16 protein-coding genes are annotated in these 26,077 nt (G+C 68.0%); 10 read left to right on the plus strand and 6 right to left on the minus strand.

The annotated features are described in order from the left end of the window. The first annotated feature begins 134 nt into the window (after nucleotides 1–134). On the plus strand, nucleotides 135–3,554 hold the full coding sequence (locus D7X74_RS09340) for an Ig-like domain-containing protein (RefSeq protein ID WP_120532579.1): 3,420 nt from the start codon (nucleotides 135–137) through the stop codon (nucleotides 3,552–3,554). A 234-nt stretch (nucleotides 3,555–3,788) separates the two neighbouring features. Here the strand turns inward: D7X74_RS09340 and D7X74_RS44990 are convergent, their stop codons facing one another. The 3 genes from D7X74_RS44990 to D7X74_RS09355 all read right to left on the minus strand — a co-directional run bounded on the left by D7X74_RS44990 (nucleotide 3,789) and on the right by D7X74_RS09355 (nucleotide 5,847). Further along, nucleotides 3,789–3,923, minus strand: coding sequence for a hypothetical protein (locus D7X74_RS44990; RefSeq protein ID WP_304984912.1), 135 nt, complete (start codon nucleotides 3,921–3,923; stop codon nucleotides 3,789–3,791). 7 nt (nucleotides 3,924–3,930) lie between these two features. Then, nucleotides 3,931–4,680 (minus strand): hypothetical protein, encoded by a 750-nt coding sequence (locus tag D7X74_RS44090; protein ID WP_233602036.1) that lies wholly within the window; start codon nucleotides 4,678–4,680, stop codon nucleotides 3,931–3,933. 222 nt (nucleotides 4,681–4,902) lie between these two features. Continuing rightward, nucleotides 4,903–5,847, minus strand: a complete 945-nt coding sequence (locus D7X74_RS09355; protein WP_120532581.1) for an alpha/beta fold hydrolase — start codon at nucleotides 5,845–5,847, stop codon at nucleotides 4,903–4,905. Between the two features lie 152 nt (nucleotides 5,848–5,999). On the opposite strand from D7X74_RS09355, the gene D7X74_RS09360 reads away from it, so the two are divergent. The 3 genes from D7X74_RS09360 (at nucleotide 6,000) to ppsA (ending at nucleotide 11,762) form a co-directional block, all read left to right on the plus strand. Further along, nucleotides 6,000–6,917, plus strand: a complete 918-nt coding sequence (locus D7X74_RS09360; protein ID WP_233595707.1) for an AraC family transcriptional regulator — start codon at nucleotides 6,000–6,002, stop codon at nucleotides 6,915–6,917. A 255-nt stretch (nucleotides 6,918–7,172) separates the two neighbouring features. Beyond that, complete coding sequence (locus D7X74_RS44995) at nucleotides 7,173–9,092, plus strand: M57 family metalloprotease (RefSeq protein ID WP_158622202.1); 1,920 nt, start codon at nucleotides 7,173–7,175, stop codon at nucleotides 9,090–9,092. Between the two features lie 312 nt (nucleotides 9,093–9,404). Next, complete coding sequence (gene ppsA, locus D7X74_RS09370) at nucleotides 9,405–11,762, plus strand: phosphoenolpyruvate synthase (protein ID WP_120532583.1); 2,358 nt, start codon at nucleotides 9,405–9,407, stop codon at nucleotides 11,760–11,762. Here ppsA and D7X74_RS09375 read toward each other — a convergent pair. Next, nucleotides 11,707–14,259, minus strand: coding sequence for a cation-transporting P-type ATPase (locus D7X74_RS09375; protein WP_120532584.1), 2,553 nt, complete (start codon nucleotides 14,257–14,259; stop codon nucleotides 11,707–11,709). The two genes, ppsA and D7X74_RS09375, sit on opposite strands and share 56 nt — an antisense overlap. Before the next feature lie 149 nt (nucleotides 14,260–14,408). On the opposite strand from D7X74_RS09375, the gene D7X74_RS09380 reads away from it, so the two are divergent. Further along, nucleotides 14,409–14,945: a flavodoxin domain-containing protein gene (locus tag D7X74_RS09380; RefSeq protein WP_120532585.1), complete on the plus strand. Its 537-nt coding sequence runs from the start codon at nucleotides 14,409–14,411 to the stop codon at nucleotides 14,943–14,945. Between the two features lie 60 nt (nucleotides 14,946–15,005). On the opposite strand, the gene D7X74_RS09385 is transcribed toward D7X74_RS09380, so the two are convergent. After that, the gene (locus D7X74_RS09385) at nucleotides 15,006–16,442 is read right to left on the minus strand and encodes a glycosyltransferase (protein ID WP_120532586.1); all 1,437 of its coding nucleotides are present in this window, start codon (nucleotides 16,440–16,442) and stop codon (nucleotides 15,006–15,008) included. A 750-nt stretch (nucleotides 16,443–17,192) separates the two neighbouring features. Between D7X74_RS09385 and D7X74_RS09390 the strand changes: the two genes are divergently transcribed. The 4 genes from D7X74_RS09390 to D7X74_RS09405 all read left to right on the plus strand — a co-directional run bounded on the left by D7X74_RS09390 (nucleotide 17,193) and on the right by D7X74_RS09405 (nucleotide 21,495). Beyond that, a complete protein-coding gene (locus D7X74_RS09390; protein WP_120532587.1) occupies nucleotides 17,193–18,521 on the plus strand; it encodes a PQQ-dependent sugar dehydrogenase in 1,329 nt (442 codons plus the stop codon). A 333-nt stretch (nucleotides 18,522–18,854) separates the two neighbouring features. Continuing rightward, on the plus strand, nucleotides 18,855–19,493 hold the full coding sequence (locus tag D7X74_RS09395; RefSeq protein WP_147446519.1) for a hypothetical protein: 639 nt from the start codon (nucleotides 18,855–18,857) through the stop codon (nucleotides 19,491–19,493). A 25-nt stretch (nucleotides 19,494–19,518) separates the two neighbouring features. After that, complete coding sequence (locus D7X74_RS09400) at nucleotides 19,519–19,932, plus strand: hypothetical protein (RefSeq protein ID WP_120532589.1); 414 nt, start codon at nucleotides 19,519–19,521, stop codon at nucleotides 19,930–19,932. 297 nt (nucleotides 19,933–20,229) lie between these two features. Continuing rightward, nucleotides 20,230–21,495, plus strand: a complete 1,266-nt coding sequence (locus tag D7X74_RS09405; RefSeq protein ID WP_147444476.1) for a hypothetical protein — start codon at nucleotides 20,230–20,232, stop codon at nucleotides 21,493–21,495. Between the two features lie 1,079 nt (nucleotides 21,496–22,574). On the opposite strand, the gene D7X74_RS09415 is transcribed toward D7X74_RS09405, so the two are convergent. Then, nucleotides 22,575–23,912 carry a M12 family metallopeptidase gene (locus D7X74_RS09415; protein ID WP_199732919.1) on the minus strand — a complete coding sequence of 446 codons (1,338 nt, stop codon included), beginning with the start codon at nucleotides 23,910–23,912 and terminating at the stop codon, nucleotides 22,575–22,577. 559 nt (nucleotides 23,913–24,471) lie between these two features. On the opposite strand from D7X74_RS09415, the gene D7X74_RS09420 reads away from it, so the two are divergent. Next, on the plus strand, nucleotides 24,472–26,077 hold a 1,606-nt coding region (locus tag D7X74_RS09420), incomplete at its 3' end, for an EGF domain-containing protein (RefSeq protein WP_233602037.1).

Below are 26,077 nucleotides of genomic sequence, written 5' to 3' on the forward strand. Positions count from 1 at the left end.
CTTTTCCACGGACCAGGGCCGATGGCCGCTGGCGCTCAGCGCCTGCTGCGCGCCGGCACACCCTGCTCCGCGGAAGCACCTTTTCCCGGCCCCCGCTGACAATTGAGCGCGGTACATCCAGAGGGGGAGTTCCCATGCGGTTTCGCCGTTGGCTGCCATTCAGCCTGATCGTCGTATTGTCCAGCTGTAACCCCGCGGAGGTGGAGTCCGAGTCGCCAGAGGGGGAGAAACTCCAGGCCCAGGCCCAGGCCCAGGCAGAGCAACTGGCTTCGGAGCGGGGCTTCAGCCTCCAGGAAGTGACGCTGGTCCCCGCTCTTGAAGGCGCGGGGAATCGGCACACACTTCACCTCAAGGGGGTGCCCGTCTGGGGATTGGAGGCGAAGACGGTGAACGGGCGGACCCTCTTCACCAACGCCCGCTTCGAGCCGACGTCCCCCGTCGACACGGAGTCCCGAATCACCCAGGCCCAGGCGGAAGTGGCCGTCCTCGAGGCGATGAAGGACGCGTCCGCGCGTGTGGAAGACTTGCGGTTGGTGCTGCTTCCCCAGGTAGAGCATCGGCAAAGGAAGGACGCCCTGCTCCCCGCGTCGGGCCGCGCCAATGCCGTGCACTTCGAGCGAGTCGTCACGGGGATGCGCCTCATCTACCGGCTGAGGCTCTCCACGGGCACGAGCCCCGGGTGGGCACGGAGCTGGAGCGCCCAGGTGGATGCCCACTCCGGGCAGGTGCTGCGATTGGAGCCCCTGGAGGTCAACGCGCTCGGGACGCCCCAGGCCCTGCCTCCACTCGGGACGTTCCGGAATGCGACGGGGTATGGACGGTACGCGGGCACCTTCACATTCTCCACCCGCTATGACACCGACGAGGAGCTCTACCTCCTCCAGGATGAGCGAACCAACACCTACATGGCCTACTCCAAGCCTTCGGAGTCGGGGACCACCGTCATCGAGCCCTATGAAAGCGACGATGCGAGTTTCGGCGATGGGCAGATCTTCAACACCAACAATGACATGCTCAGCGCCAATGGAGAGACGGCGGCGGTGGACGCGCTCCATGCCGTGAACCTCGCGTGGTCCGTCTACGAGACCTTCCTCTCCCGCAGCGGCCCCACCGGGTTGGGCTACGGCATGAACATCCGGGTGCACCAGCCCTCCAACAACGCGACCTACTCACCGCACCCCACCCGTCCGACCGTCATGATTGGCTATGCCGGTCTCATGTTCCCGCCCGGCAATCCCCGCTCGCCCCTGGCGACCGCCGACATCGTCGGCCATGAGCTGGGGCATGACTTCTTCATGCGGGAAGTGGCCGGCAACCCTGTCAACTTCCCCGCCGAACTCTCGGAGTTGCAAGGGATGAACGAGGGCACTGGCGACATCTTCGGCTTCATCACCGAGCTGGGTCGGGACACCGTGCGCGCCCGGCGGCCTTTGTCCGGCATCGACACCACGGCCTTGAAGCCGTCGAACCTCACCCTCGGCGAGGATTCCGGCCTGATCGTCCGGAACATCCTCTCCCCCCAGTATCCCGAGTGGTTCAAGTACATCGGACAGGAACCCGTACACAGGGCAGGGGGACCGCTGGGACGGATGTTCCTGCTCCTGGCCTATGGCTGCACGCCCATGCCCACCTCCGGAGGCCCGGGGCCCTGGAACTGCTCGCTGGTTCCCGAGGGCTTCACCGGCCTCGGGCCGGCCGAGGCCCTGCGCGTCTGGGGCCTCGCCGTGCAATCACTTCCCATGGGCGCGGACTATGTCCAGGCCCGACACTCGGCGCTCGCGGCGGCGCACACCCGGGATGTCACCTACGGAGGTCCCCGCATGAGGGCGGTGGCCCATGCGTTCGCGGCCATCAACGTCGGCTTCGCACCCGATGTCACGCCGCCCCAGACGACGCTGAGCTGTCTCCAGGTGGACCGCGACATCGAATGCTCCGGCACCATCACCGACGCGGAGATTCCCAACCAGTACAACACCCCCCCTCAGCTGGTGGTGGACGGCGGCGCGCTGACCGTCACGCTGTCGGGCTGGGACTTCACCGAGCTCCTGTCGGGCGCGACCCTGGCGAGCGGGACGCACACCCTCCAGTTGAAGGCCTGGGACTACTGGAACAACCTGACCACGCGGACGGTGTCCGTCGTGCTCGACAAGACAGGGCCCACGGCCTCCGTCACGCGCTCGGGCCCCCCCAAGGAGCCCCGGCTCTCCGTGACGGCGAGCGACGCCAGTGGGGTGCTCATGGTCGAATTCAAGAAGGGAACCCAGGACATCGTCCCCACGGTGTTCTCGCCGCCCTACGACGCCTTGTTCAACACGTCGACCTGGACGGATGGCACCCACGACATCACCCTCAACGTCTTTGACGTCTACGGCAACGTCACCGTCCTCCACCACGCCCTGAAGGTGGACAACACGCGGCCCACCGTGGCGATGACGGTGAGCGGCAGCGCGCCGCCCTTCAGCGTCAACGCCACCGTGTCGGATGCCTCGGAGGTGACCCGCGTGGACTTCAAGATGGACATGCTGGTGTTCGCCACGAGGACGAACAACGCCACGTCGTATCAGGCGCAGTACTCGCCCAGCGACGCGCTGTCCCACAACCTCCACGTGGAGGTGACGGACGCCTTCGGCAACAAGGGCGTCGCGATGGTGGCCGCCCCGCGAGACCAGACGCCCCCGCAGGTGACCGCCAGCAAGACCCAGGTGGGCTCCATCGTGAGGCTCCAGGTGAGCACCTCCGATACCTGTGACATCCAATATCCCTATTCCCTGTATGTGGATGCGAACCTCGTGGCCCAGCCCACCACGCCCAGCTACCTGCTGGAGTTCGGCGCCTCCATGGCCGGGGGCCCGCATATGTTCCAGGCGCTCGTGCGGGACAGGTGCGGGAACCTGACGAACTTCCAGACGGTGTTCGTCAAGGACGTCACGCCTCCCGTCATCACCGCCGTCCTCCGGGATGACAGCCAGCCGAAGAAGCCGAAGTTCACCGTGCAGTGCACCGACGATGAGGCAGTCCAGCACGTCGAGATGCGAGAGAACGGCGTGGTGAAGCAGATTGACACCCTTGCTCCCTACGAGTTCGTGGTCGACACCACGGGGAGGCAGGATGGCAACTACACGGTGCTGTTCCACTGCGCCGACACCGGTGGCCTCGCGAGCACCCCGGAGACCCGGACGGTGGTCGCGGACAACACCGGCCCTGCGTTCGTCCCCTCCATGTTCGGCGGTGCGCGCTCGTATCTCATCAACGCGGAGAATGTGTCGGACCCCCGGGGGATAAGCTCCGTCTGGATGAGCACGCTGTTCGGGCTGTCCTTCAGCGTCATGCTGACGCAGCCCCCCTACTCCGTGCAATGGACCATCCCACCCAACATCAACATCACCTCGGGCGCGCTGATCTCCTTCCTTGCCATCGACAGCTGGGGAAATGAGACCTTGCGCGCCTTCCAGTGTCCGGTGAACACGAATTCGACCGTGAATACGTACGCGCTCTGTACCCCCGTGCCGGCCTGGGCTCCGCCCCCGGTGGAGACAGCCTTCACGGGCCCTTGATGGCCGCGGCGTAAGCCGATACGCGAGCGAAGACGACCGCCAGTTGCTGGAGGAGCGCGGAAGAGGAGTTCATGCCGAGCCGCTCTCCGACAGGCGGCGCGGCTCTTCCTGCGACTCGGCCTGACTGCGTTCGGTGGCCCCGCGGCCCACATCGCGATGATGGAGGATGAAGTGGTGCGCCGGCGCGGCTGGCTTTCGCGGGAGGACTTCCTCGACCTGCTGGGCGCGACCCGTCTACGGCGTCAAGCCCGTCATCATCGCGGTGGTGCTCCAGGCGCTCTGGGGCCTGGGACGCTCCGCCCTCAAGACGCGGCCGCTCGCGGCCCTGGCGCTCGGCAGCACCGTGGCCAGCGCGCTGGGCGTCAGCATGGCTCCTTCATCCAAAGATGGAGAGGGGCGTGTTGCAGAAGTTCGTGAGGGATGTGGTGATTTGTTGGAACTCCACGTCCCGGATCGCGAAGGTCGGGCGCAGGTCGCGATCCAGCATTTCGGTGAACTGAGCGCCGACAGGCGCGAACAGCTCCTCGTTGGCGGACCTGCGCAGGTCGTCGCTTCCCGTGAGTGCGGTGCTCAGGAGGGTGATGAAGCCTTCCGTGGAGTGACGCAGACGCACGCCAGCGGAGATGAACCATCGCGCGAACGTATACCCTTGACCGGGCTCGGGGTTGTACCAGCCCTGCAGCAGCTCCACGGCCGCGCACGGGCCCTGTTCGAGCAGGAGCCGATGGTTCGCGCCAAAGTTGATGATGGCGATCCGCCGCTGTGAACCCCTGAGCGCCTCCCGGAGATTCTCCACCCCGCACCCGAAGGTGATTCCCGCCGCGCTGGCCACATGGTCCCGGTCCACCTGATTCTGGACCGCGTTCACCGCGACGCGCAGTGCCTCGCCGTCTCGATTCCCCAGCAAGGCCTTGGCGAGTTGGTTCGCCGTGGCGCCGCAGACCCCCACGCCCAGGTCCCAATCGAGCGGATCCGGATCGAAGTAGAGGCCACCCGCCGCCAGTTCCCGAACCCGCGCGGCGGTCCCATAGGTCAGCAGGTTGTCGAAGTGGACCGGACTCCAATGGCGTTGGGCGAGCTTCTCCCCGATGCGCGGGAGTGGGCCCGGGACCGGGGAACGCGTCATGCCACGACGCAATCCATGCCTCCTGCGTCCCATGGGCACGCACCTGACGCCGAGCAACGGCTCCAGGCACGGTTGCTGGACGGGCGCTGACCCAGTTCGGCGACGAGCAGGTGGTGGTCCTCGTCGCTCAGACTCCTCGTCGACGCGATTGGGTCGGCGAGGTCACGGCACGAGGGCCGGACGTCGCGGAACTGAAGCTGTGCGGATTGCTCTTTCAAGTCATCACTTGCCTTCAACCCTCCCCAGCGGATGAGGGCCCTCCATCAACTCGGTACACGCCGCGGGCCAGGCGGGATCTCCGGGATAGAGCGCACTGCGAAGGTAAGCCCAGGTCAGCCGCTGGACCGCCGCGACTCGCTCGGGGTTCTCGTCCGTTGTCTCCGTCACGAGATACCCGGAGATCCCACCGAGCATGTGTTCGGCTCCAAATAACATGACCAGCCACTTGGGCCCTGGGCTCAGCGTGTACGCATCCGTCAACCAGTCCGGTCCTCGAACGCTCAGCGGAGAGTCATCCTTATCGCCCGCGACCACGAGGGCCGGCGCAGCCATTTCGGCAAAGCTCGGGTTCATGTACGGAAAATGCCTGGCCGCGAACGGGCTGAGATCTTCGCCTCCTCGGCCAGCCGCGGCCAGCAAGACGCCCACCGAGATCCGGGGGTCGGACAGATCCTCGCCCACGCTTCCGTCAGGACCGATAATCCGCGCCCCCAACAACATGCCGGTCGTCTGCGCTCCGAACGAATGCCCGGCCGCGGCAATGCGGCTTCGGTCAATGCGTCCCGCCAGCCCCGGAACGGAACCTTCGATGAGGTCGAGTTGGTCGAGGACGCGCTTCATGTCCTCGACACGAAACTTCCAGATCAACGGGGTCCGTGGATCGTCTGGACGCAGGCCCAACGTCCTCGAATCGAGGAAGGTGGGCTGAATCACGACGAAACCGTGAGCCGCCCAGTAATTCGCGAGCGGGGCATAGCCATCCAATGAAGATCCAAATCCGTGCGCGAAGATGATGATCGGCAGTTGGCTCCCGGTTGCGGGCGCGGAAACCCGCACATGGAGCTCCTCGCCACGTCCCGGCGCTGACAGCACCACCGGGCTTACAGAGATGACAGGAGGAGGCACACGGACGGCCCCATCTCCGGCGACAGTGATTGGCTTGCTCATGGAACGTTCTGCTTTCCTTGATGGCGAGTCTTTCGATTCGCACCTGCCCCCATGGATAGTGCGCGTGCTATGGACGGTCCATGCCGAAAACTCCAAAAAACCTATCCGAAACGCCAGAGCGGATGGAGCTTCAAGACCCAAGGAGCGACGTCGTGGCCGACGTGCTCGGCGCCTCGCTCATCCGGCATGCCCTCTACAGACCCCTTGAGGCGCGCGCGCCGTGGGGGCTCCGCGTCCCCTCCCGCAATCGCGCCAGCTTCTACCTCGTCGCGCGCGGCAGCGCCCGGCTTGAGGTCGAGGGAGCGCGAGCGCACGTCCTATCGCCCGGAGAGATAGGGTTCATCCCGCGCGGTACCGCCCACGTGCTGCGCGACGCGCCTGACAGCGATCCGGTCCCCGTCTGCGACGGTCCCTACTCACCCAGCCTGGCGCCGCGGCGCATCGGGGGGCGCGGTGCGGTCACCGCGATCATCGCGGGCTTCTTCGAGCTGAGCCATGGACGTGAGCCGATGCTCCTCCAGGGAATGCCGCCCGTCGTCGTCTTGTCGGCGAGCGACCCCACCTCAGGTCCGTGGATCCTGGCCACGGTCCAGCTCATCCTCACCGAGAGTGCATCGCCTCGGCCGGCGACCAGCATCGTGCTTCAGCGCCTTGCCGACGTCCTGTTCGTCCTGGCACTCCGCTCGACCGCGGCCAACGGCCCGTGCAAACACAACGGCCTCGCCGCCTTCGCCGACTCACGGGTTCATGAGGCGCTGAGCCTCATGCACGCCCAGGTCGAGGAGCCTTGGACCGTTGACAAGCTCGCGCGGCGCGTGGGCATGTCGCGCTCCGGGTTCGCGGCGCGCTTCACGCAACTCGTGGGCGAGTCCCCGCTCCAATACCTCGCACGCTGGCGCGTCGCGCGGGCCGCCGAGCTTCTTCGCGATACCGACGAGAAGGTGGCGACCATCGCGGGCCGCGTAGGGTACGAGAGCATTCCTTCCTTCAGCCGTGCCTTCAAACGCTGGCAGCGCGCCAGTCCGGCGGCATTCCGACGCGCATCGGCCTCAAGAAGCCGATCACCGTGAGCCCCCGCGAAGGCGCGGACGACCTTGAACTGGAGGAAAAGATGCCGGCGACACAGAGCTCCATTTCCACCGACAAGAAATCCCAGGTCGGCGGGTGCATCCGTACTCAGGGGCTCACTCAGAGATTGCAGGTTGGTTATATTTTCCGGCGTTTTCCGTGTTGACCCGAAGGATGCTCATGGATAGGTGCGCGGTCGAGCCTGGAATACCCAGGTGGACAGCGCATCTCCGTCATCGAGTATCCAAGGGACACCCATGTTCAAGAAGGCAGCAGTTCTCGCGGTAACTTGTGGCGCATTGCTGGTCGGCTGTGGCACCGACCCGAAGGCGGAGAACGAGGAGATCATCTCCAACCTGATCGAGGCGGGCTTCCCGGCCAATGACATCATGGTCGCCGGCGGTGCCGTCTACGTGGGCCGCGACGCCCACGTGACCCTGGCGGCATCCCGCGAGATGCTCCAGGCCCCCGAGGAGAGCGCGGAGCAGTACCGCACAACCAACCTTGTCGGCACGGGCGTGACGAAGATCTGCATCAACCCCACCGCCGACTTCAACAGTTATTCCAACCTGAGCCAGGGTCTGGATCAGGCCATCACCAACTACAATGAACGGGGCCTGCGGATCACCTTCGCGCGCGGCCCGGCCACTGACTGTACGGCGACCATCACCGCGCAGACCATGGGCGGCACCGGCGGCCAGGCGGGCTTCCCGTCCGGCGGCCTGCCCTACGGGAACTTCTTCATCGGCACCGGCCTGAACAGCTTCAGCGTGGACGTGAACGAGCACGTCATCACCCACGAGGTGGGCCACGCGATCGGCTTCCGCCACTCGGACTACTACAATCGCAGCATCAGCTGCGGCGCTGGCGGCGACGAGGGGGATGCGGGCGTGGGCGCCATCCTCATCCCTGGCACGCCGACCACGGCCACCGTGGGCGGGTCAATCATGAACTCCTGCTTCCGGGCGACCGAGACTGGCGAGTGGACCAGCTCCGACATCACCGCGCTGAATTACCTCTACACGCGCGTCGCGGTTGAGGTGGCATCCGGCGGGTTCCCTGCCGGCTATTGGTCGGATGCGTCCACGCAGTTCCTCCCGGGCGACTTCAACGGCGACGGCAAGGTGGACTTCGTCGCCATCCATCCGAGCGGCGGGACCTATGCCAACACCTTCCTTTCAAACGGTGACGGCACCTTCAGGCAAGTGACGTCCGGCGGATTCTCCGCCAACTACTGGTCGGATGCGTCCACGCGCTTCCTGCCGGGCGACTTCAACGGCGACGGCAGGGTGGACTTCGTCGCCATCCATCCAAGCGGCGGAACCTATGCCAACTCCTTCCTCTCGAACGGTGATGGCACCTTCAGGCAAGTGGCGTCCGGCGGGTTCCCCGCCAACAGCTGGTCGGATGCGTCCACGCGCTTCCTGCCGGGCGATTTCAATGGCGACGGCAGGGTGGATTTCATCGCCATCCAGCCCCGCAGCGGTACCTACGCCTACACGTTCCTCTCGAACGGTGATGGCACCTTCAGGGAGGTGTCGTCCGGCGGGTTCCCCTCCAACTACTGGTCGGATGCGTCCACGCGCTTCCTGCCGGGCGACTTCAACGGCGACGGCAGGGTGGATTTCATCGCCATCCAGCCCCGCAGCGGTACCTACGCCTACACGTTCCTCTCGAACGGTGATGGCACCTTCAGGGAGGTGCCGTCCGGCGGGTTCCCCTCCAACTACTGGTCGGATGCGTCCACGCGCTTCCTGCCGGGCGACTTCAACGGCGACGGCAAGGTGGACTTCATCGCCATCCATCCAAGCGGCGGAACCTATGCCAGAACCTTCCTCTCGAATGGTGACGGCACCTTCAGGCAAGTGCTGTCCGGTGGGTTCTCCGCCAATTACTGGTCGGATGCGTCCACGCGCTTCCTGCCGGGCGACTTCAATGGCGACGGCAGGGCGGATTTCATCGCCATCCATCCCCGCAGCGGAACCTATGCCAGAAACTTCTTCTCGAACGGTGACGGCACCTTCAGGGAAGTGCTGTCCGGCGGGTTCTCTAACGGTTACGAGGCGAATGCGTCCACGCAGTTCCTTCCGGGGGACTTCAACGGCGACGGCAAGGTGGACTTCATCGCCATCCATCCACGCGCCGGTACCTACGCCTACACGTTCCTGATGCACTGACGCGTCGCCAACTGGCGCGCTGGGTAGACCGGGGAGTTCTGGTGGCACGGGCTCACGCGTGGCTTCACTGACAGCACCTGACGAAAGTCAGGGCCCACCGCGCTCCTCGGTCTGCTCTACACAATCCTTCTTCAACCTCCTGGTGGACCCCTCCAAGGCACGGGCCGTCTCCGCGGGGCCCCAGCGGCCGGGGCCGCGAGACACCGCTCGCCTGGCATCCCCTGCCTCCCGAGGCGGTGCTGGCAACGCGATGGCCGCTTCATGCGCCCGGCCCCAGGTTCCCGGGAGGACCCCTCTCCCGGAGTTGAAACCATGGACCCCTCCCCCCACACCGAAGAGCCCGCCGAGACGCCGTCCCCGGAGCCGGCGCGTCCTCCGTCCATCCTCTGGTTCGAGGCCCTGTCGCGTGAGGATGTGGCCCGGGCCGGAGGCAAGGGCGCGAATCTGGGGGAGATGACGCGCGCCGGGCTGCCCGTGCCTCCCGGCTTCGTCATCACCGCCGCCGCCTTCCATGAAGCCATGCGGCCGGTGCGCTCCCAACTGCGCGAGCTGTGGCGGCGCGTGGATCCAGACGACGCCCGCTCGCTCGCCGATGTCACGGAGGCGCTGCGCAGCGTGGTGCTCGGGGCCCCCCTGCCGGCGTGGCTGAGCATCGCCGTGCTCGCCGCGTACCACCAGCTGCGGGAATGCACCGCTGTCGCCGTGCGCTCCTCGGCCACGGCAGAGGACACCGCGGCCACTTCCTTCGCGGGCATGCACGAGTCCTTCACCAACGTGGTGGGCGACGAGGCGCTGTTCGACCGCCTGCGGGCGTGCTGGGCCTCCGCCTACGGACAGCGGGTGGTGGCCTACCGGAAGGCGCAGGGGCTCACGGAGGAGCCGGAGATCGCCGTGGTGGTTCAAGCCATGGTGGACTCGACGCGCTCGGGCGTCATGTTCACCGTGGACCCCGCCACCGGCGACACGGGCCACCTCGTCATCGAGGCGGCCTTTGGCCTGGGCGAGGTCGTCGTGGGCGGGCAGGTGGAGCCCGACACGTACCGGGTGGATCGGATGGGACCGCGCGTGCTGGAGACGCGCGTGGGGCAGAAGGCCTTCCGCCTGGTGCGCGACGGCGTGGGCCACGAGAAGCGTGAGACGCTCTCACCGGAAGACGCCCGGCGGCGCGTGCTCGACGAGGTGGAGGTCCTGGAGCTGGCGCGGCTGGGCCTGCGCGTGGAGCGGCACTACGGCGCCCCCCAGGACATCGAGTGGGCGGAGGCGGACGGCCAGTTCTACCTCGTGCAGTCCCGCCCGGTGACGACCGGCCATGTCGCCGCCCCCGAGCCACCCGCGCCCGCCGGGGCCTCGGAGCGACCGCGCGTGTCCGGCCTGGGTGCATCCCCGGGCCTCGCGACGGGCCGGGTGCGCGTGCTGCGCGACGCGAGCGAGGCAGCGAGGCTGGAGCCCGGGGAGATCCTCGTCGCGCCGATGACGTCCCCGGACTGGGTGCCCACGCTGCGGCGCGCGGCGGCGGTCGTCACCGACAGCGGCGGCATGACGTGCCACGCGGCCATCGTCAGCCGCGAACTGCGCAAGCCCTGCGTGGTGGGGACGCGCGCCGCCACCCGGGTGCTCCACGACGGCGAGGAGGTCACCGTGGACGGCGGCGCGGGCATCGTGTGGCCGGGCCGCGTCCCGGAAGCCTCCTCCGGCGTGGCGGGGGCCGGGACTCCCGCGGGGGTGGCCGCTCGCGCGAGCGAGGCGCCTTCCCTGCCCCACGAAGTGCTTGGCACGCGGCTCTACGTGAACCTGGCCCTTCCCGGCCAGGCGCGCGAGGCCGCGGCGCTCCCGGTGGACGGCGTGGGGCTGCTGCGGGCGGAGTTCATGCTCACCGAGGCGCTGGGCGGCGTGCACCCCCGCAAGCTCATCGCCGAGGGGCGCCAGCGCGAGTTCATCGAGCGGATGTCCGGCGCGCTGCTGGCCATCACCCGCGCCTTCCGCGGGCGCCCGGTGGTGTACCGCGCCACGGACTTCCGCACGAACGAGTTCCGGAATCTTCAGGGCGGAGCGGACTTCGAGTCCCCCGAGGCCAACCCGATGATCGGCTTCCGCGGCTGCTACCGCTACCTGCGCGAGCCGGAGGTGTTCCGGCTGGAGCTGGAGGTGCTCGCCCGGGTGCGGGAGCAGACGCCCAACCTCCACCTGATGCTGCCCTTCGTGCGCACGGCGTGGGAGCTGGAGGCGTGCCTGGAGGCCGTGGACACAAGCCCGCTGGGACACCAGCGCGGGATGGAGCGGTGGGTGATGGCGGAGGTGCCCTCCGTCGTCTACCGCATCCCCGAGTACGCGCGCATGGGCATCACGGGCGTGTCCATCGGCTCCAACGACCTGACGCAGCTCATGCTGGGCGTGGACCGGGACTCGGAGCAGTGCGCGGAGCTCTTCGACGAGGAGGACGCGGCGGTGCTGGACGCCATCGTGCGCATCATCCGGGCCAGCCATGAGGCGGGCATCACGTCGTCGCTATGCGGCCAGGCGCCGTCCAACCGCCCGGGCTTCGCGGAGCACCTGGTGCGCGCGGGCATCACCTCCATCTCCGTGGACCCCGGGGCCGTGGACGCCGCCCGGAGCGTCATCGCGGCGGCGGAGCGCCGGTTGCTGCTGGATGCGGCCCGGCCCCTTGCGTGACGGCCCCGGAAGGCCGGGGGGCGCGCGTGGCCGGGCGGTCCACGCGCGCGAGCGCCAGGAGCGTCAACGCGACGGCCACGCCCGCGAGGACGCGCGCCCAGTCGTGCACGTGGAGCGGATGCAGCCCCACGCGCGTCGCCAGGGGCGGCCACTGGAGGAGCAGCACCGAGCCCGCGAGCGTCAGCGCGCAGACCCAGCGCGACGTGCGCGTGCGCAGCCGGGTGAGCACGGCCGCGAAGCCGGCGCTCGAAAGCGACAGCGACGCCAGCGCCACCGCCCTGGCGTGCGCCACGTCGTGGCCGGCGCTCAGGCTCCGGTCATACGCCCAGACGAGCCCCACCGCCGTCAGCCCGCCCACCAGCAGGAGCGTGGCCCACTCGGACCGGGCGAAGAAGCGGGCGGGAACCCGGCCGCGCACGGGGGCCAGCCGCCCCGGCCGCGCGGACTCCTGGAAGGCCAGCATCGCGGTGGGATGGATGAGCAGCTCCAGCCAGACGATGTGGATGGGCAGGTACAGCAGCGGGTAGCCCGCCAGCGGCAGCAGCGCCGCGGTGCTCACCAGCGGCAGGTGGACGAGCAGCAGGTAGAGGAAGCAGTGCTGGAGGTTCTGGAAGAGCTGGCGGCCCTCCGCGATGGCGCGCACCAGCGTGCCGAAGTCGTCGTCGAGCAGCACGATGGAGGCCGCCTCGCGGGCACTGCGGGTTCCCCGCCCCCCCATGGCGATGCCCACGTCCGCGGCCTGGAGCGCCGGGACGTCGTTCACCCCGTCGCCCGTGACGGCCACCACCTCGCCCTCGCGGCGCAGCGCCTTCACCAGCGCGTACTTCTGCGCCGGCACCGCGCGGGCCACCACGTCCACGGGCGGCACACGGCCTGCGTCGTCCAGTCGCGCCACCAGCGCATCCCCCGTGAGCACCCGGGGCGCCGTGCCCCCCAGTCCCAGGCGACGGGCCACCGCCAGCGCCGTGCGAGGGTGGTCCCCCGTCACCATCACCGTGCGCAGGCCCGCGTCGCGACACTCGCGCACCGCCGCCTCCGCCCCGGCGCGCACCGGATCCTCGCACGCCACGAGCCCCAGGAAGTGGAAGCCCCGCTCCGGCTCCCCGCCGCGCCAGGCCGCGGCGTCCAGCCTCTGGCTCGCGCACGCGATGACCTTGCGCCCCTCGCTCGCGAGCGCCGTCACGCGCCGCTCCCACTCCTCGCGCTCGCCGGCCGCCAGCGCGCACAGGTCCAGCACGCGCTCCGGCGCGCCCTTCACGCTGGCCATCAAGAGGCCGGCCCCCTCGCGCACCACGGACGTCTCGCGCTGGCGCTCCTCGGTGAAGGGAAACGTGGCCTCGCGCGCGCCGCCGGTCTCCGGTGAGGGGGCGCTCGCGGCCGCCTCCAGCAGCGCCGCGTCCAGCGGATCACCCCCCTCCTCCCGCGAGGCCCGCGCCGCGGCGCGCAGCAGCTCCCCGGTGGACACCTCCGGCGCGGGCAGCAGGCGCGCCACCTGGAGGCGGCCCTCCGTCAGCGTGCCCGTCTTGTCGGAGCAGATGCAGGTGACGCGGCCGATGTTCTCCACGGAGACGGCATGCCGCACCAGGGCCTGCCGCCGGGCCAGGCGGTAGACGCCCGCGCCCAGGAAGAAGGTGAGCGCCATCGGGAACTCCTCCGGCAGGGCCGCCACGCCCAGCGTGGCTGCGCTCAGCAGCGCGTCCATCCCCCCGAAGCCCTGGCGCCACCGCACGAACGCAAGCACCGCGCACAGCAGGGCGGCCACGCCCACGAGCACCGCCACCAGGTGGGCCACCGCCTGCTGCAGCGGCGTGCGCGCGCGGGCCTCTCCCCGCGCCGACCGGACGATGCCTCCGTACAGCGTGTCCTGGCCGGTGAAGACGACGCGCATCCAGGCCGTCCCGGTGAGCAGGCGCGTCCCGGACAGGCCCCAGTGCCTGCCGTCCACGGCCGGCTCCTCTCCAGGAGGAAGGCGCTCCAGCGGACGCTTTCGCACGGGCAGCGACTCACCGGTGAGCGAGGACTCCTCCGCCTGCAGGTCCTCGCCGTGCACCAGCAGGCCGTCCGCCGGGAAGTGCTCTCCGGCCGCCACGCGCGCCAGGTCCCCCACCACCACGTCCTCCGCGGGCACATCCACCTCCCGCCCGTCGCGCAGCACAGTCGCGCGGGCGGCCAGCCGGCTGCGCAGGCCCTGCGTGGACGCCTGGGTCCGGTGGTGCAGGAAGGCGTCCATGCCCAGCAGCGGGATGACCGCCAGCAGCATCCCCCACCCTTCCGTGCGCTCGCCCAGGGCGAAGTAGAGCGTGCTGGTGCCCAGGAGGAACCAGAGCATCGGATCCCCCAGCGCCTCGCGCAGCGTGTGGAGCGCCGGGCGGCGGGCCGTGCCGCGCACGTCGTTGCGGCCGTAGCGCTCGCGCCGCGCCAGGACTTCGTCCGTGTCCAACCCCGTCAGCGCGTCGGGGGCGCCGGGCAGGCGCCGGGTGGGAACAGGGATTCGCATGGGGCACGCACCAGGGGAACGCTGGAGTCAGGTCCGGCGAAGGGCAACGGTTCGCGGAGGCCGGGGGGAGCGCTCGACCGGGAGGGCCTTGCCCGCGCCGGGCGCGCTGCCCACGCATTGTCTGGCAGTGCCATCCCACGAGGCCCGTCATGCGCGTCCTGGTCACCTATGGCTCGAAACGGGGCGGCACCGAGGAGATTGCCCGGTGGCTCGCACAGGCCCTCCGCGAAGAAGGGCTGGACGCGGAAGCGGCGGCGCCCCAGGACGTCGGTGACATCTCGGGCTACGACGCCGTCATCGTCGGCGGGTCGCTCTACGCCAACCGCTGGCACCGGGACGCCCGGCGCTTCGTGCACCGGCATGCGCGGAAGCTGCGCGAGCGGCCCACCTGGTTCTTCTCCAGCGGGCCGCTCGATGCCTCCGCGGCGGACGGCGACCTGCCGCCCACGTCCCAGGTGCGGGCCCTGATGGAGCAGGTGCGCGCGAGCGGCCACATGAGCTTCGGGGGACGGTTGGAAGCGGACGCCCGGGGCTTCCTCGCCCGGTCCATGGCGCGCGAGCACGCTGGGGACTGGCGCGACATGGCGCAGATCCGGTGCTGGGCCGCGAGCCTGGCCGAGGCGCTGGCGCTGTCGGGCGACGTCGGCCCCGCGACGCGTGAATCGGAGCCCCACCTCCCCTTCTGAAGCGGTCCGGGCCGAACTCGACGCGTCTTCTACCGCCGCGTTCCGGGGTGACCCACGCATTCAGCCCTTCGCGTCCAGTCGCTCGACCAGGCGCACGAAGTCCGTGAGGTGGCGGACGGCGGTGAAGTGGGCGCGGACATGCTCGTGGGCCTGGCGGCTCAGGCGGGCGGCGCGCTCCGGATCCTCCAGGAGCGAGCGCACCGCGCCCGCGAACTCCGCCCGGTCCCCGGGGTCGCGCACGAGCAGGCCGTTCACGCCGTGGACCACCTGGTCCTGGAGGCCGCCCACCGCGCTCGCCACCACGGGGCGGGCCTTCCACATGGCCTCCGTGATGGTGAGCCCGAAGCCCTCCTGGAGGCTCTTCTGCGTCACCACGGCCGCGTGGCGCTGGAGCGCGTTGACGATGGCGGCGTTCTCCTCCAGGTCCCCCATGGGCAGGCACGCCAGGTGGACGCGCTGGCGCACGAAGTGGGGCTGCTGCCGCCACAGGGAGATGACGTCCTGGAGCGTGGACGCCGCTTCCGGATCGTCCGCCACGGACGACACCGCCGGACCGGCGAGCACCAGTTGCGCGCGCAGGTCGGGCGACTGCCGCAGCAGCAGCGCGAAACCGTCCAGCACGCCCGCCGGGTCCTTCAGCGGATCCCACCGTGACACCTGCACCACCAGGGGCGTGTCGGGCGCTGGCCCGGCGCCCAACCGCACGATGTCCGCGCCCCGTGACACGCGCGCGGGCACCCCGTCCTCGCGGGTGAAGAGGGGCTCGGGCGCGTCCGGCGCCCCGCGCAGCAGGCCGGTGGTGGCGAGAATGGCGCGCGCGACCTCTGGCGCCAGGGGCTGGTTCTTCACCGCGAAGATGTCGATGGAGGGCCGGATGACGATCGCGCGGTCCGCGCACTGGGGCGGCACGTAGGCGGCCCGGGTGAAGACGGTGAGCCGGGAGGCGGCCAGGCCCTGGGCGAGGAACTCCCAGGCCCGTGTCACCTCGGCGTTGGGCGTGTCACAGCCCACGTGGCAGCGCCAGACCACGCGGGCGCCCGCCGCGGACAACGCGGGCGCCAGCCCCACGGTCTGCGGGTCATGCAGCAGCACCACGTCCCCCGGCTGCACCAGGACGAGCAGCTCCTCCACGTTGTCGCGGAGCACCTCGTCGTACCGGTCGTGCTCGCTGGCCCCCAAGGGTGACCCATCCCCGCGCGAGCCATGCAGCGCGTGGTGCAGCCGCTTGGTGATGTGGAAGAACGCCGGGGTCCCCGTCAGCACCAGCCAGCGTGCGTCCACGCCCACCCCGCGCGCGTAGGCGACCAGCCGGGGGATCAGCTCCGCCACGCCGCCGCCCCGCGCCGTGGAGCTCACGTTCCAGAACGTGCGGCCCGCCAGGAGGGCCCGGGCCCGCACGGCATGAGCCTTGAGCGCACTCCAGCCGGCAGCGTCCAGTTCGGGCTCGAAGCGCGCCAGGGGCTCGGCCTGGACGTGCACTTCGAAGGGTTTGAGCATCGGACCTCCCTCCGGGGCCCTACGCGCGCGGCATGCGCACCGTCATCGCGGGCCGGTCGCCGCGGGCCATCACCTGCTGCGCCACCTTGGGGTTGCCGTCCTGTTCGGCGCGGGGCACCGCGGCTCCAACCGAAGGTCCGCACCACGTTGCCCGACAGGACGTGCACCAGGCACAGCGGAGTGTTCATGCGCCGGGCGAGGTGGGCCGCCGTGGCGCCCGCCTGACGGGAGCCTCCGAGAAGTGGGTCGTACAGGCGATGGTCATACGAACCTCCAGGAGGTGACGCCTTGAAGGTAGTCACCCCCTCCCGGCGTCATCGCCCGGTGGCGGAAGGGGTCCGGCGCGCGCCGGGTCGTCTGTCCTCGCGGACCTGGAAGGCTCGTTTCCGCCCGCGGAGGGCCGTGTTCGTCTCCAGCACGTCCGCCTGGAAGCCGCCGATGCCGCCGCACTTCCTCGGGCGAGAGACGGCTCGCGGTGGCGAGCGCGATCGGACCATCCCCCAGCAGGCCCATTCCCAACGGCGATTCATCCGCTCTGCCCTCGACAGCCGAGAAGTAGGCGTAGCCGCTTCCGTTGAACGAGGTGTCCTCGGCCCCCGTCGCGGTCAGCCGCATCAGGAGCACGTAGGAGATGGCATTCAATGCCTGCGGTTGCGCTACCAGCGCCGCGACTGTTCACCCAGGCAACCGAAGGGCGATGCGTGCCCGTCGAAGGGTGACGTCCAGCGCGTCTCGGCGGAGAGTCACCCCATGCGCCATGGACTCGTGACCCCGTTGCTCGCCTCCCTCCTGCTGAGCGCCGCCCCCGAAGCGGAGGCCCAGACGCCCCGGCCGCCATCGCGCCAGGAAGGCAACCTCGCCCCGGGACGCGGGGGTGACAGTCAGCAGTCCGTGCCGCGACAGGGCGACATCCCCTCGGGCGCGCCCGTGGAGACCGCGCCCCCCAACGTCCCGGAGTTCAAGCCCGCGTTCCCGCAGCAGACGCGCGCCCCGGCGGTGAAGACGCGCACGCCCATCGTCGTGACGGAGATTGCCTCGGGCTTCAACAAGCCGTGGGCCATCGCCTTCCTGCCGGATGGGCGCTTCCTCGTCACGGAGAAGCCCACGGGCTCGCTCTTCATCGTCACCGCCGCGGGCAAGAAGTCGCCCCCGGTGACGGGCCTCCCCAAGGTGGATGGCCGGGGACAGGGCGGGCTGCTCGACGTGGAGGTCGGGCCCGACTACGCGAAGAGTGGGCTCATCTACTGGACCTATTACGAGCCGCGGGAGGGCGGCAACGGGCTCGCGGTGGCGCGCGCGCGGCTGGTGGACGGCCCGAAGCCGCGCATCGAAGGCCTCCAGGTCATCTTCCGCATGCAGCCCACGCTCGAATCCACGCTGCACGCGGGCGGACGGCTCGTCTTCACGCCGGATGGCAAGCTCTTCGTCACGCTCGGCGAGCGCTCCGTCCTCAAGGGCCGCGTCCAGGCGCAGGACCTCAAGAGCGACTTCGGGAAGATCGTCCGCATCTTCCCGGATGGCTCCATCCCCCAGGACAACCCCTTCGTGGGCAAGAAGGACGCCCGGCCGGAGATCTGGTCCTCCGGACACCGCAACATCCTCTCCGCGGCCCTGGATGCCCAGCAGCGGCTCTGGGTCGTGGAGATGGGACCGCGCGGCGGCGATGAACTCAACCGCCCCGAGCCCGGCAAGGACTACGGCTGGCCCACGATTGGCTATGGCGAGGAATACTCGGGCGAGCCCATCCACAAGACGACGCAGGCCGCCGGCATGGAGCAGCCTGTCTATTATTGGGATCCGGTCATCTCCCCCTCGGGGCTCACCCTCTACTCGGGGGCGCTCTTCCCGGAATGGAAGGGGAACTTCTTCATTGGCGGCCTGTCCAGCCAGGCGCTGGTGCGGCTCGTGCTGAAGGACGACCGCGTGGTCGGCGAGGAGCGCCTGCTCACGGAGCGCAACGAGCGGATCCGCGAGGTGGTCCAGGGGCCCGACGGTGCGCTCTACCTGCTCACGGACGATTCGAACGGCCGCCTGTGGAAGCTCACCCCGGGGGCCACCCCGTCGGGCCGCGCCCCCTGAGCCTCCGCGCCACACAAAGTGCGGGAGAGCCACGGAAGCGGGGGACTCTCACGGGTCATCGCTACAGCCCGAGGTGGTGCTCGACGCGGGCAGGCTCAACGGCCCTGAGGTAGTGCTCGGCATAGACCCAGGCCGCCGCTGCGCACCTCGCGGATGCCTCGCCCTGAGGTGGCGCTCGGGGAGGCACGATCCGCTGGGTTCTGGCCGTGGCCCTGCCTCGCCCTGGAGGATGAAGCTCTTTCCCGCAGGGGGACTTGATGAGGGTACATCGCGCTGTCGCGCTACTCCTGCTGGTTTGGCTGACAGGCTGTGCCTCAAGGGCGCGGGGTGCGCTTGGAAACGGGCCAGGGGCCGCCAGTCGTCTTCACGCCTCACAGCGGCGAGGCCGGGCCGGTGGAGGTGGAGCGGCGCGAGTTCAAAGCGGCCGTGGCGAGGCTGGCGCGGGGCGTGAGGCTCCCGGCCCATCCCGAGCAGGCCGCGCGGCGCCTGATGGGAGTGGACGCCCGAGGCGGCACGTACCTCTTCGATCCGCGCACCCGGCAGATGACGCCAATGGAGGGGGCTGCACTGGCCTCCGACATGCCGCCAGCGGAGGTGGAGCTGACGCGGGCATATCTGCGTTGGTGCGAGCGCACCGGGCGCAAGGGGGACTGTCTGCACTTGCTGGAGGACAGTCCCACCGTCACCGGAGACGGGCGGTATGCGCTGGCCATGGCCATGGCTCAAGGTGTTGTCCTGGAAGAGATGCTGGATGCCTTCAAAGGCATGGCCGACCCGCACGCGGCGCTCTCGGCGGCGCTGTGGACCAGGACCTTCTACCTGGTCCTCTGGTCAGTGCCCGAACCCGTGAGCAAGGGCCTGGCTGCCGTGATGACGGCGACAGCCATTGTCTACCTCGGGGTGGACACCTTCTGGACGCTGATAGCGGGCTTCAAACGGCTGGTGGAAGAGGCGGACCGGGCCACCACTTGACGCTCCGGGCCGCTTGAATCTCCCGATGTATCTACCCGGAACAGCGCTCGACTTCTCGCTAGCGGCCCGCTCAACGCCGGTAGTCCACGCCAAGGTGGCATCCGTCATCGCGGACCTTGCTCCCGATGACGTGCAGCTCTTTCCCGTAGAGGTCGCGGGCCAGCCTGAGCAGTTCTGCATTCTCGTGGCAACCAAGCTGATTCGCTGCATTGACGACAAGGCCACCGAGGAGATCCTGATGTGGACGCCGGAGGACGGGCGCCCTGAGAAGGTTGGGGAGTACCGAGACGTTTGGGGAATGCGGATTGACGCTTCGCAAGCAGGTGACACGAAGGTGTTCCGCACCTGGGGCTGGCCCATCGCGTTGATCGTCCGAGAGGAAATCCGCGACGCACTTGAGCGCATAGGCGCCACGGGAACGAAGTTTGAAGAGGTTTAGGGGCATGTTCCTCGGCTCCCCCCAGTGTCAGCATGGTTGTCGCCTCGGCGTGCTTCATGATGACGTCGTGGGCCTGGACCGTGAGCGACGGGGCGCGCTCATCCTGCATCAGCACGGGGTCGAGCGCCGGGGTTTATTGCTGTCACTCCGCCAGACGTGGCGCTATGAGCGCCACGTCGAGAACTTCCTCGGCTTCCATTACCTCGCCTGCATCTACATTTCGTTGACTACTCGACGAAGGAACGAGCAGCGTGTTCCGTTCTTCCGCAGCCTCAACCTCATCAAAGGAACGTCCATATGTCAGCGATCTCAAAGCTTCCCGCTCCGACGACCCCGCCCCCCAATCTGCCTTCCAACACCGTAACGCTTTACAAAGCCGACAGCTGGACGAGTGAGAGCTACGCATTCAATATTCATGATTACACTAGAGATAAACGCCACGCCATGACCGGGATGAGCATTCAGGACACCGCGACCTGGATTGCGTTCAACCTCCCCGTAGGAACGGTCGTGACCATGACGGACGCCTATGTCGCTCCGGCCGACGGCAATGTCTATAACCTCAAAGGCTGCGGCAAAGTGATCGACCTCGTGGGAACAGGAAAGACCGAGGCTGTGGATCTAGTTGCATACACCATGAACGATATGATTTCGGCGTGGTATTGGCACACACCCGATCTGAACCTGGGCGCCATCGAACTCTACGCAGCAGGCGACTTCCAGTGGAACCGCACAGTCCTGTTTCTCTCGGAGTGGAACGCGGGACAGCTCCACTCACTGACGGGCTGGCACGTCGAGGATTCCGCGAGTTCCGCGCGCTGGCAGTCGATGCATGATGCACAGACGGCCTCGTTATACGCAGCCGATGACGGCTCGGGGGCTGCCTATGAGAATATCAAGGGCTGGGGCAGTTTCATGGAGTTGCGAGATTTCGGGCAGGTGGGATTCAATGACACTCTGTCCAGCTTCCGCTGGAACAATCTCACGCCGAGAAAGGAAATTGTCGCCCCGGTGCGCATTGCGGTCCCGAGCGGTGGGGGGGAGGGCTTGTCGTCATACTTGACTGGGACGAACGACAGCTCCGAGGTACAACCTTTTACCATCACGCTCACCAACACGAACAAACAGACGACAACGGTGTCGGTCACCAACCAGTACACGGCGGGCACGAACATGCAGTATACGCTCACGCACGCAAAGGAAGGCTTGGGGAGTGACCTGACCAACGAATGGACAGTTGGCCTCGGCTTTGAGTATACGAACACTGAGACTTCGGAGATGAGCAGGTCGCAAACCACGGCGCTCTCAGTCTCGCAGACGTTCAATGTTCCCCCCTACACCGTCTTCAATGCGACGCTGTTGGTGATGTTGGGTCAGCTGCCCCCAAGCTCTTTCTACACAACCACGGCCGAGCGCTGGTATGACCAGAACCTCAAGGGCAGTACATTCGATCCGTCGAACGGCTGGTGGAAGCGGACGGAGTCTATCTCCTTGCACCTGGGCGGAACTCTGGCTGCTGGGTCGAACTTGACCGTTACGACGACGAAGCTCCCCGTCCCTTAGCGATAGGTTTTCACCTCCTTGCGTTGTCTGCTTGTCCGGCGCCTTGAGGCTGAACATTCCCGTCGAGCTCTGGTGGGCGGATTTGAGGCGCCAGCTTCTAAAGTTGGCGCCTCAAGTGGCGACCTAGCCCAGACGGTGCTTGGGTTTTCGCAACGCTGGCCGTGGGTTCGATTCTCGCCGCCTCCACGCTGCCTGGACGCCCCGATAATCTTCCCGGCAGGCTTACCGACATTAGCTCCCTGGACAAGCGGTGGTACTTCACCCGGGAGCTGCGCAAGCGTCGGTGGGAAGACGCGGGGCAGGGGGACGGTGTCGTGCGCTGCGACGCTTGTTCCCGCCCCTTCGCTTACCCCGCCGAGCTGTGGCGGCACCAGCGTGAGGAGGGGCACCAGCATCTGGCGGCGAACGAGGAAGGACAGGGCGCATGAGTGCACCCTTCTTCCTCACGACGCCGGAGCTGCGCAGGGAGGCCGTGGCGCACCTCATGGCCCAAACGCCCCTCCAGCGTGCCTGCCTCCTCCGGTTGCGGCTCTACCAGGACGCCCAGCGCATTCTCCCCGGGGCCTGTCCCCTCTGCTGGGCTCCGTGCTCCCAGGGGGCGCGCACCACGGAGCGGCAGGAGCGCCTGGTGGCCACCTGCGAAGACACGCAGTGCCAGAGCCTCTGTGACGACAGGCAGCCCCTCTCCGCCATCCACGGCCTGTTCGCCACCCTGAATCTGCCGCTGGACCTCTGGAATCTCCGGGGGCCGACGCCCGAAGCCATCGCGCTCTCCCGTGACGAAGGCCCGCCTGCGAAGGACGCGGCCGCTCGCCTTCAACACACCGCCCGCCGGGAAAGCTCATCCCGGTCCTGCGCGTCGGCGGTTGTCACCCAGGCCATTGGCACCTGCCCCCCCCAGGAACAGCGCCATCTGCTAGTCGGACGCACTCACGTCCCGAGCGGACGGAGTGGATGGGCAAAGGCGGAAGCGGCCCTCATCTACGAGGACCTGGGCGTGGCCACGGTACTTCCCGAGACCACGCCCTCCCAGACGCGTGTCTGCTTTCGCCCGGAGTTACTCGGCCCTACCCCGTCCCTCAGTAGAAGGTGATGGTGAACTGCTCCCATGGACCCCGGGCAGTGCGGTCAGCGTACACCCTGCTGCCGCCGCCGCCGCCGTTCTCGACCCCCACGTAGCGGGGGTTGAGGAGATCGGGCGTCGTCAGGGCCACGGTGTCTCCGGTGCCGATGGTGAGCAAGCCCGTGCCGGCAATCTTCAAGATGCGGAAGGTTTCATAGCTGCCAGGCGCCGTGGGGGTGGCTGTCACCCACGAGCCGCCACCGTTCACGGCCATGACATAGTTGCCTTCGTGCGTCTGCAGGTGGACGAGGTCGCCGGATTGCAGCTCGAAGCCGTTGCGGTCCACCAGTCGGAACCTCGCCACGGAATAATGGTCTTCGGTGAAGGTGGAATACAAATCGCCGCCGCCGCCGTCCTCGGCCCACAGGTAGTAGCCGCCCGAGGTACGCAGGGAGATGGTTTTCGAGTAGAGACGCGCCACGGTTGCCGCGTCCCTGATGCTCAGCGCGTCGCGCTGCCCGATGGCCTGCCCTCCCAGGGTCTCGACGGTGGCCTGCCCGTTCCTCGAGAACGCCGTCCGGGGGTAGTGCATGATGGAGCCGTAGTCATAGGCGAAGAGGTCGTCGCCGTCGGCGATCTGCTGGTCGAAGTTGTGCTCCTTGCCCACGAGGATGTTCTCGTACCGTATGCGCACGTAGGTATTGCGGTCCTCGCGCGACTGTTCGTGCCAGAGGCCCACCGCATGCCCGATTTCATGGATGGCACTGCCCTTGTCGCACGCGGCCTCCAGCACCACCACCTGCTTGCCACCAATTCGTCCGACGTTGGAGCTGCACCCGGTGCCGGTCTGGAAGTTGACGTAGTTCGGGTACAGCGCCGCATTGAGCACGGTGCGTTGCACGAAGCGCAGGTGCGTACGCTGTTGCCAGTGAGTGATGGCGTCCGTGATTCGCGCCTGGTTTGGCACAGCCGCATCGATGGCGTAGGGCACCTCGAAGTTGGGCCAGCGATAGTTTGCTCCGGTGATGGCCACGCCCTGGGCGTGGACTCCCGGGGCGTCGAGACCTCCCCGGGCCTTCACCTCGCGCACGCGCGCCTCCATCTCCTCCACCGTGCCGAGAATCATGTCTCCATCGAGGATGGCCAGTCCATCCACCTCGGCGTACTTCACTGGAACCAGCTTCCCTCTCGCGGCGTTCCAGGCGTAGCCCTCGCGAACCGGGGCGCCAGCCGGCACTCGGGCCATCTCCGGGTCCAGGGCGGGACGCGACTCCAGTCCCTCACCACAGGCGGTGAGCAGCAGGCTGGGGATGAACAGTGCAACCAGCGCGGACTTCAATGTGCTTCGAAGCATGATGCCTCCTTTCCGGAAGGCATTCCGGGGAACAGGAGACAACCACACCACTCTGACATTTGTCGTTAGAAATTGAGAACCCTCATCAATTCGTGACATGCCCCGGCGCCTTCGCCGAACGAAGGAGATGCACTGCATCTGCATTCATGAGCGCCAAGGCGAATGGGCACCTGTGGATTCCCCGTATATATTATAGTGCCAGGACTCGGATTCCAGGCGTAACGGCGGTTCATGACAAGCCCAGACGCAAGGGCTCCAGCAGAAGGCGTGGGAGGCATTTCAGCGCCTTTGGGGCTCCAAGTATCCGCGCTCCTGGGACCTACCGGCGCTGTCGGCGGTGCGCTGCCCTCCCTCACGGCCCGTCGATTGCCGTGAGGGGCAAATGCATCTCGTGGGCATTTTGTCTATGGCCTTCAAATGTTTGTCGGCTGGTCGCCGGAGAATGTCGCGCATTCGTCTGTTGCGCGCCGAGCAATCGGGAGTAAGGAATGGTGTCGTTCATTCCATGGGGGGACGGTCCATTCCGGGCTTCAGCCTGCTCCGCGGAGAGAGACTCTCGATGCAAAGCCGTCCTGGTGCGCTGTGGTCGTGGGGGCTGGGCGTGACACTGGCCTTGTCGCTGGGGGCGTGTGGTGTGGATTCCAGTCCTCCGGCGGATGAGGTGTGGCAAGAAGACCACGGGGCGTTGACGAGTGAGCCGCTGTATGCCTCGTTGACGTGGGACCCGTATGCGGACGCTGTGGCCTCGGGCACCACGGCGACAGTGCTCAACGCGAGCGCGGCGCTGGGCGCTCCGGACGGGCAGGCCGCGACCCTGGTGGGCTTGCTCAACGCGGCGCTGGTGCTGGACCTGGGCCAGGGTGAGGAAGGCACCGGCGACCTGCGTGTCTATTACAAGGGCTTGTCCTTGGCGCTGGTGGCCCAGGTGGACTTCCTGAAGGCGGATGGGACGTTCATCGGCTCCAGCTCGCTGCACCTGGTGGAGCTGGGCCTGGGGACGCATGTGGCGGTGGCGCTCTACCCGGGAAGCAAGCCCTATCGCTACGTGCGCCTGAAGGGCGCGGTCGCGATCTACCTGGTGGACGCGGTGGAGACGTCGCTGCGGGCCGTCTGTGGTGATGGGGTGCTGGGAGGATTCGAAGTCTGTGACGACGGCAATCAACTCTCTGGCGACGGCTGCAACAGCGTCTGCGAAGTGGAGCCGGGCTACACCTGCACGGGAGCGCCGACAGTGTGCACCGACATCGACGAGTGCGCCGCCGGTACCGACAACTGCAACGAGAGCGCCACCTGCACCAACATCGGGGGCTCCTTCACCTGCGCCTGCAATGCGGGGTACGAGGGCGACGGCGTGACCTGCACCGACATCGACGAGTGCGCCGCCGGTACCGATAACTGCAACGACAACGCCTCCTGCACCAACATCGGAGGCTCCTTCACCTGCGCCTGCACGGCGGGGTACGAGGGCGACGGCGTGACCTGCACCGACATCGACGAGTGCGCCGCCGGTACCGACAACTGCAACGAAAACGCCTCCTGCACCAACATCGGGGGCTCCTTCACCTGCGCCTGCAATGCGGGGTACGAGGGCGACGGCGTGACCTGCACCAACATCGACGAGTGCGCCGCAAACCCCTGCCTCAACGGTGGCACCTGCATCGACGGCGTGGGGAGCTACACCTGCAAGTGCGCGCCCACCTACGAGGGGAACATCTGCCAGTCTTGCTCAGGCACACTCGCGGACTGCAACGCGAACTCGTCCGACGGCTGCGAGGTGAACCTCCAGAGCGACGCCAACAGTTGCGGCGCCTGCGGCATCGTGTGCTCGACGGGCCAGATCTGCTCGAACGCCACCTGCCAGACCGCCCCCACCGGCCAGCTCCCAGGCACGCCGGTCAGCTCCCCCGCGAACCACAGCCCGCTGGCCCCTGCGGTCGCCGATGTGAATGGCGACGGCAAGCTCGACATCCTGGTGGCCAATGCCGAATCCGGGTCGACCGAGACTCCCTCTGGCTCGCTCTCCGTCTTCCTGGGGAATGGCGACGCCAGCGTCCAGTCGGAGGTCAACTACGGGAGCGCCTCGCTCTCCAGCAACGCGGTCGTGGCCGTGGACGTGGACGGCGACGGGTGGCTCGACGCCGTCACCGTCAACGGCCAGACCAACC

The sequence above is a fragment of the Corallococcus sp. CA047B genome (genome assembly GCF_003612065.1).
Taxonomy (GTDB): Bacteria; Myxococcota; Myxococcia; order Myxococcales; family Myxococcaceae; genus Corallococcus; species Corallococcus praedator.

What these genes read in the sequence shown, in the direction of transcription:
- D7X74_RS09340 (WP_120532579.1), top strand. Translation starts at nt 135, where the DNA reads ATGCGGTTTCGCCGTTGGCTGCCATTCAGCCTGATCGTCGTATTGTCC.
- ppsA (WP_120532583.1), top strand. Translation starts at nt 9,405, where the DNA reads ATGGACCCCTCCCCCCACACCGAAGAGCCCGCCGAGACGCCGTCCCCG.
- D7X74_RS09355 (WP_120532581.1), bottom strand. Translation starts at nt 5,847, where the DNA reads ATGAGCAAGCCAATCACTGTCGCCGGAGATGGGGCCGTCCGTGTGCCT.
- D7X74_RS09385 (WP_120532586.1), bottom strand. Translation starts at nt 16,442, where the DNA reads ATGCTCAAACCCTTCGAAGTGCACGTCCAGGCCGAGCCCCTGGCGCGC.
- D7X74_RS09375 (WP_120532584.1), bottom strand. Translation starts at nt 14,259, where the DNA reads ATGCGAATCCCTGTTCCCACCCGGCGCCTGCCCGGCGCCCCCGACGCG.
- D7X74_RS44990 (WP_304984912.1), bottom strand. Translation starts at nt 3,923, where the DNA reads ATGCTGACGCCCAGCGCGCTGGCCACGGTGCTGCCGAGCGCCAGGGCC.
- D7X74_RS09390 (WP_120532587.1), top strand. Translation starts at nt 17,193, where the DNA reads ATGCGCCATGGACTCGTGACCCCGTTGCTCGCCTCCCTCCTGCTGAGC.
- D7X74_RS09380 (WP_120532585.1), top strand. Translation starts at nt 14,409, where the DNA reads ATGCGCGTCCTGGTCACCTATGGCTCGAAACGGGGCGGCACCGAGGAG.
- D7X74_RS09405 (WP_147444476.1), top strand. Translation starts at nt 20,230, where the DNA reads ATGTCAGCGATCTCAAAGCTTCCCGCTCCGACGACCCCGCCCCCCAAT.
- D7X74_RS09400 (WP_120532589.1), top strand. Translation starts at nt 19,519, where the DNA reads ATGTATCTACCCGGAACAGCGCTCGACTTCTCGCTAGCGGCCCGCTCA.
- D7X74_RS44090 (WP_233602036.1), bottom strand. Translation starts at nt 4,680, where the DNA reads ATGACGCGTTCCCCGGTCCCGGGCCCACTCCCGCGCATCGGGGAGAAG.
- D7X74_RS09415 (WP_199732919.1), bottom strand. Translation starts at nt 23,912, where the DNA reads ATGCTTCGAAGCACATTGAAGTCCGCGCTGGTTGCACTGTTCATCCCC.
- D7X74_RS44995 (WP_158622202.1), top strand. Translation starts at nt 7,173, where the DNA reads ATGTTCAAGAAGGCAGCAGTTCTCGCGGTAACTTGTGGCGCATTGCTG.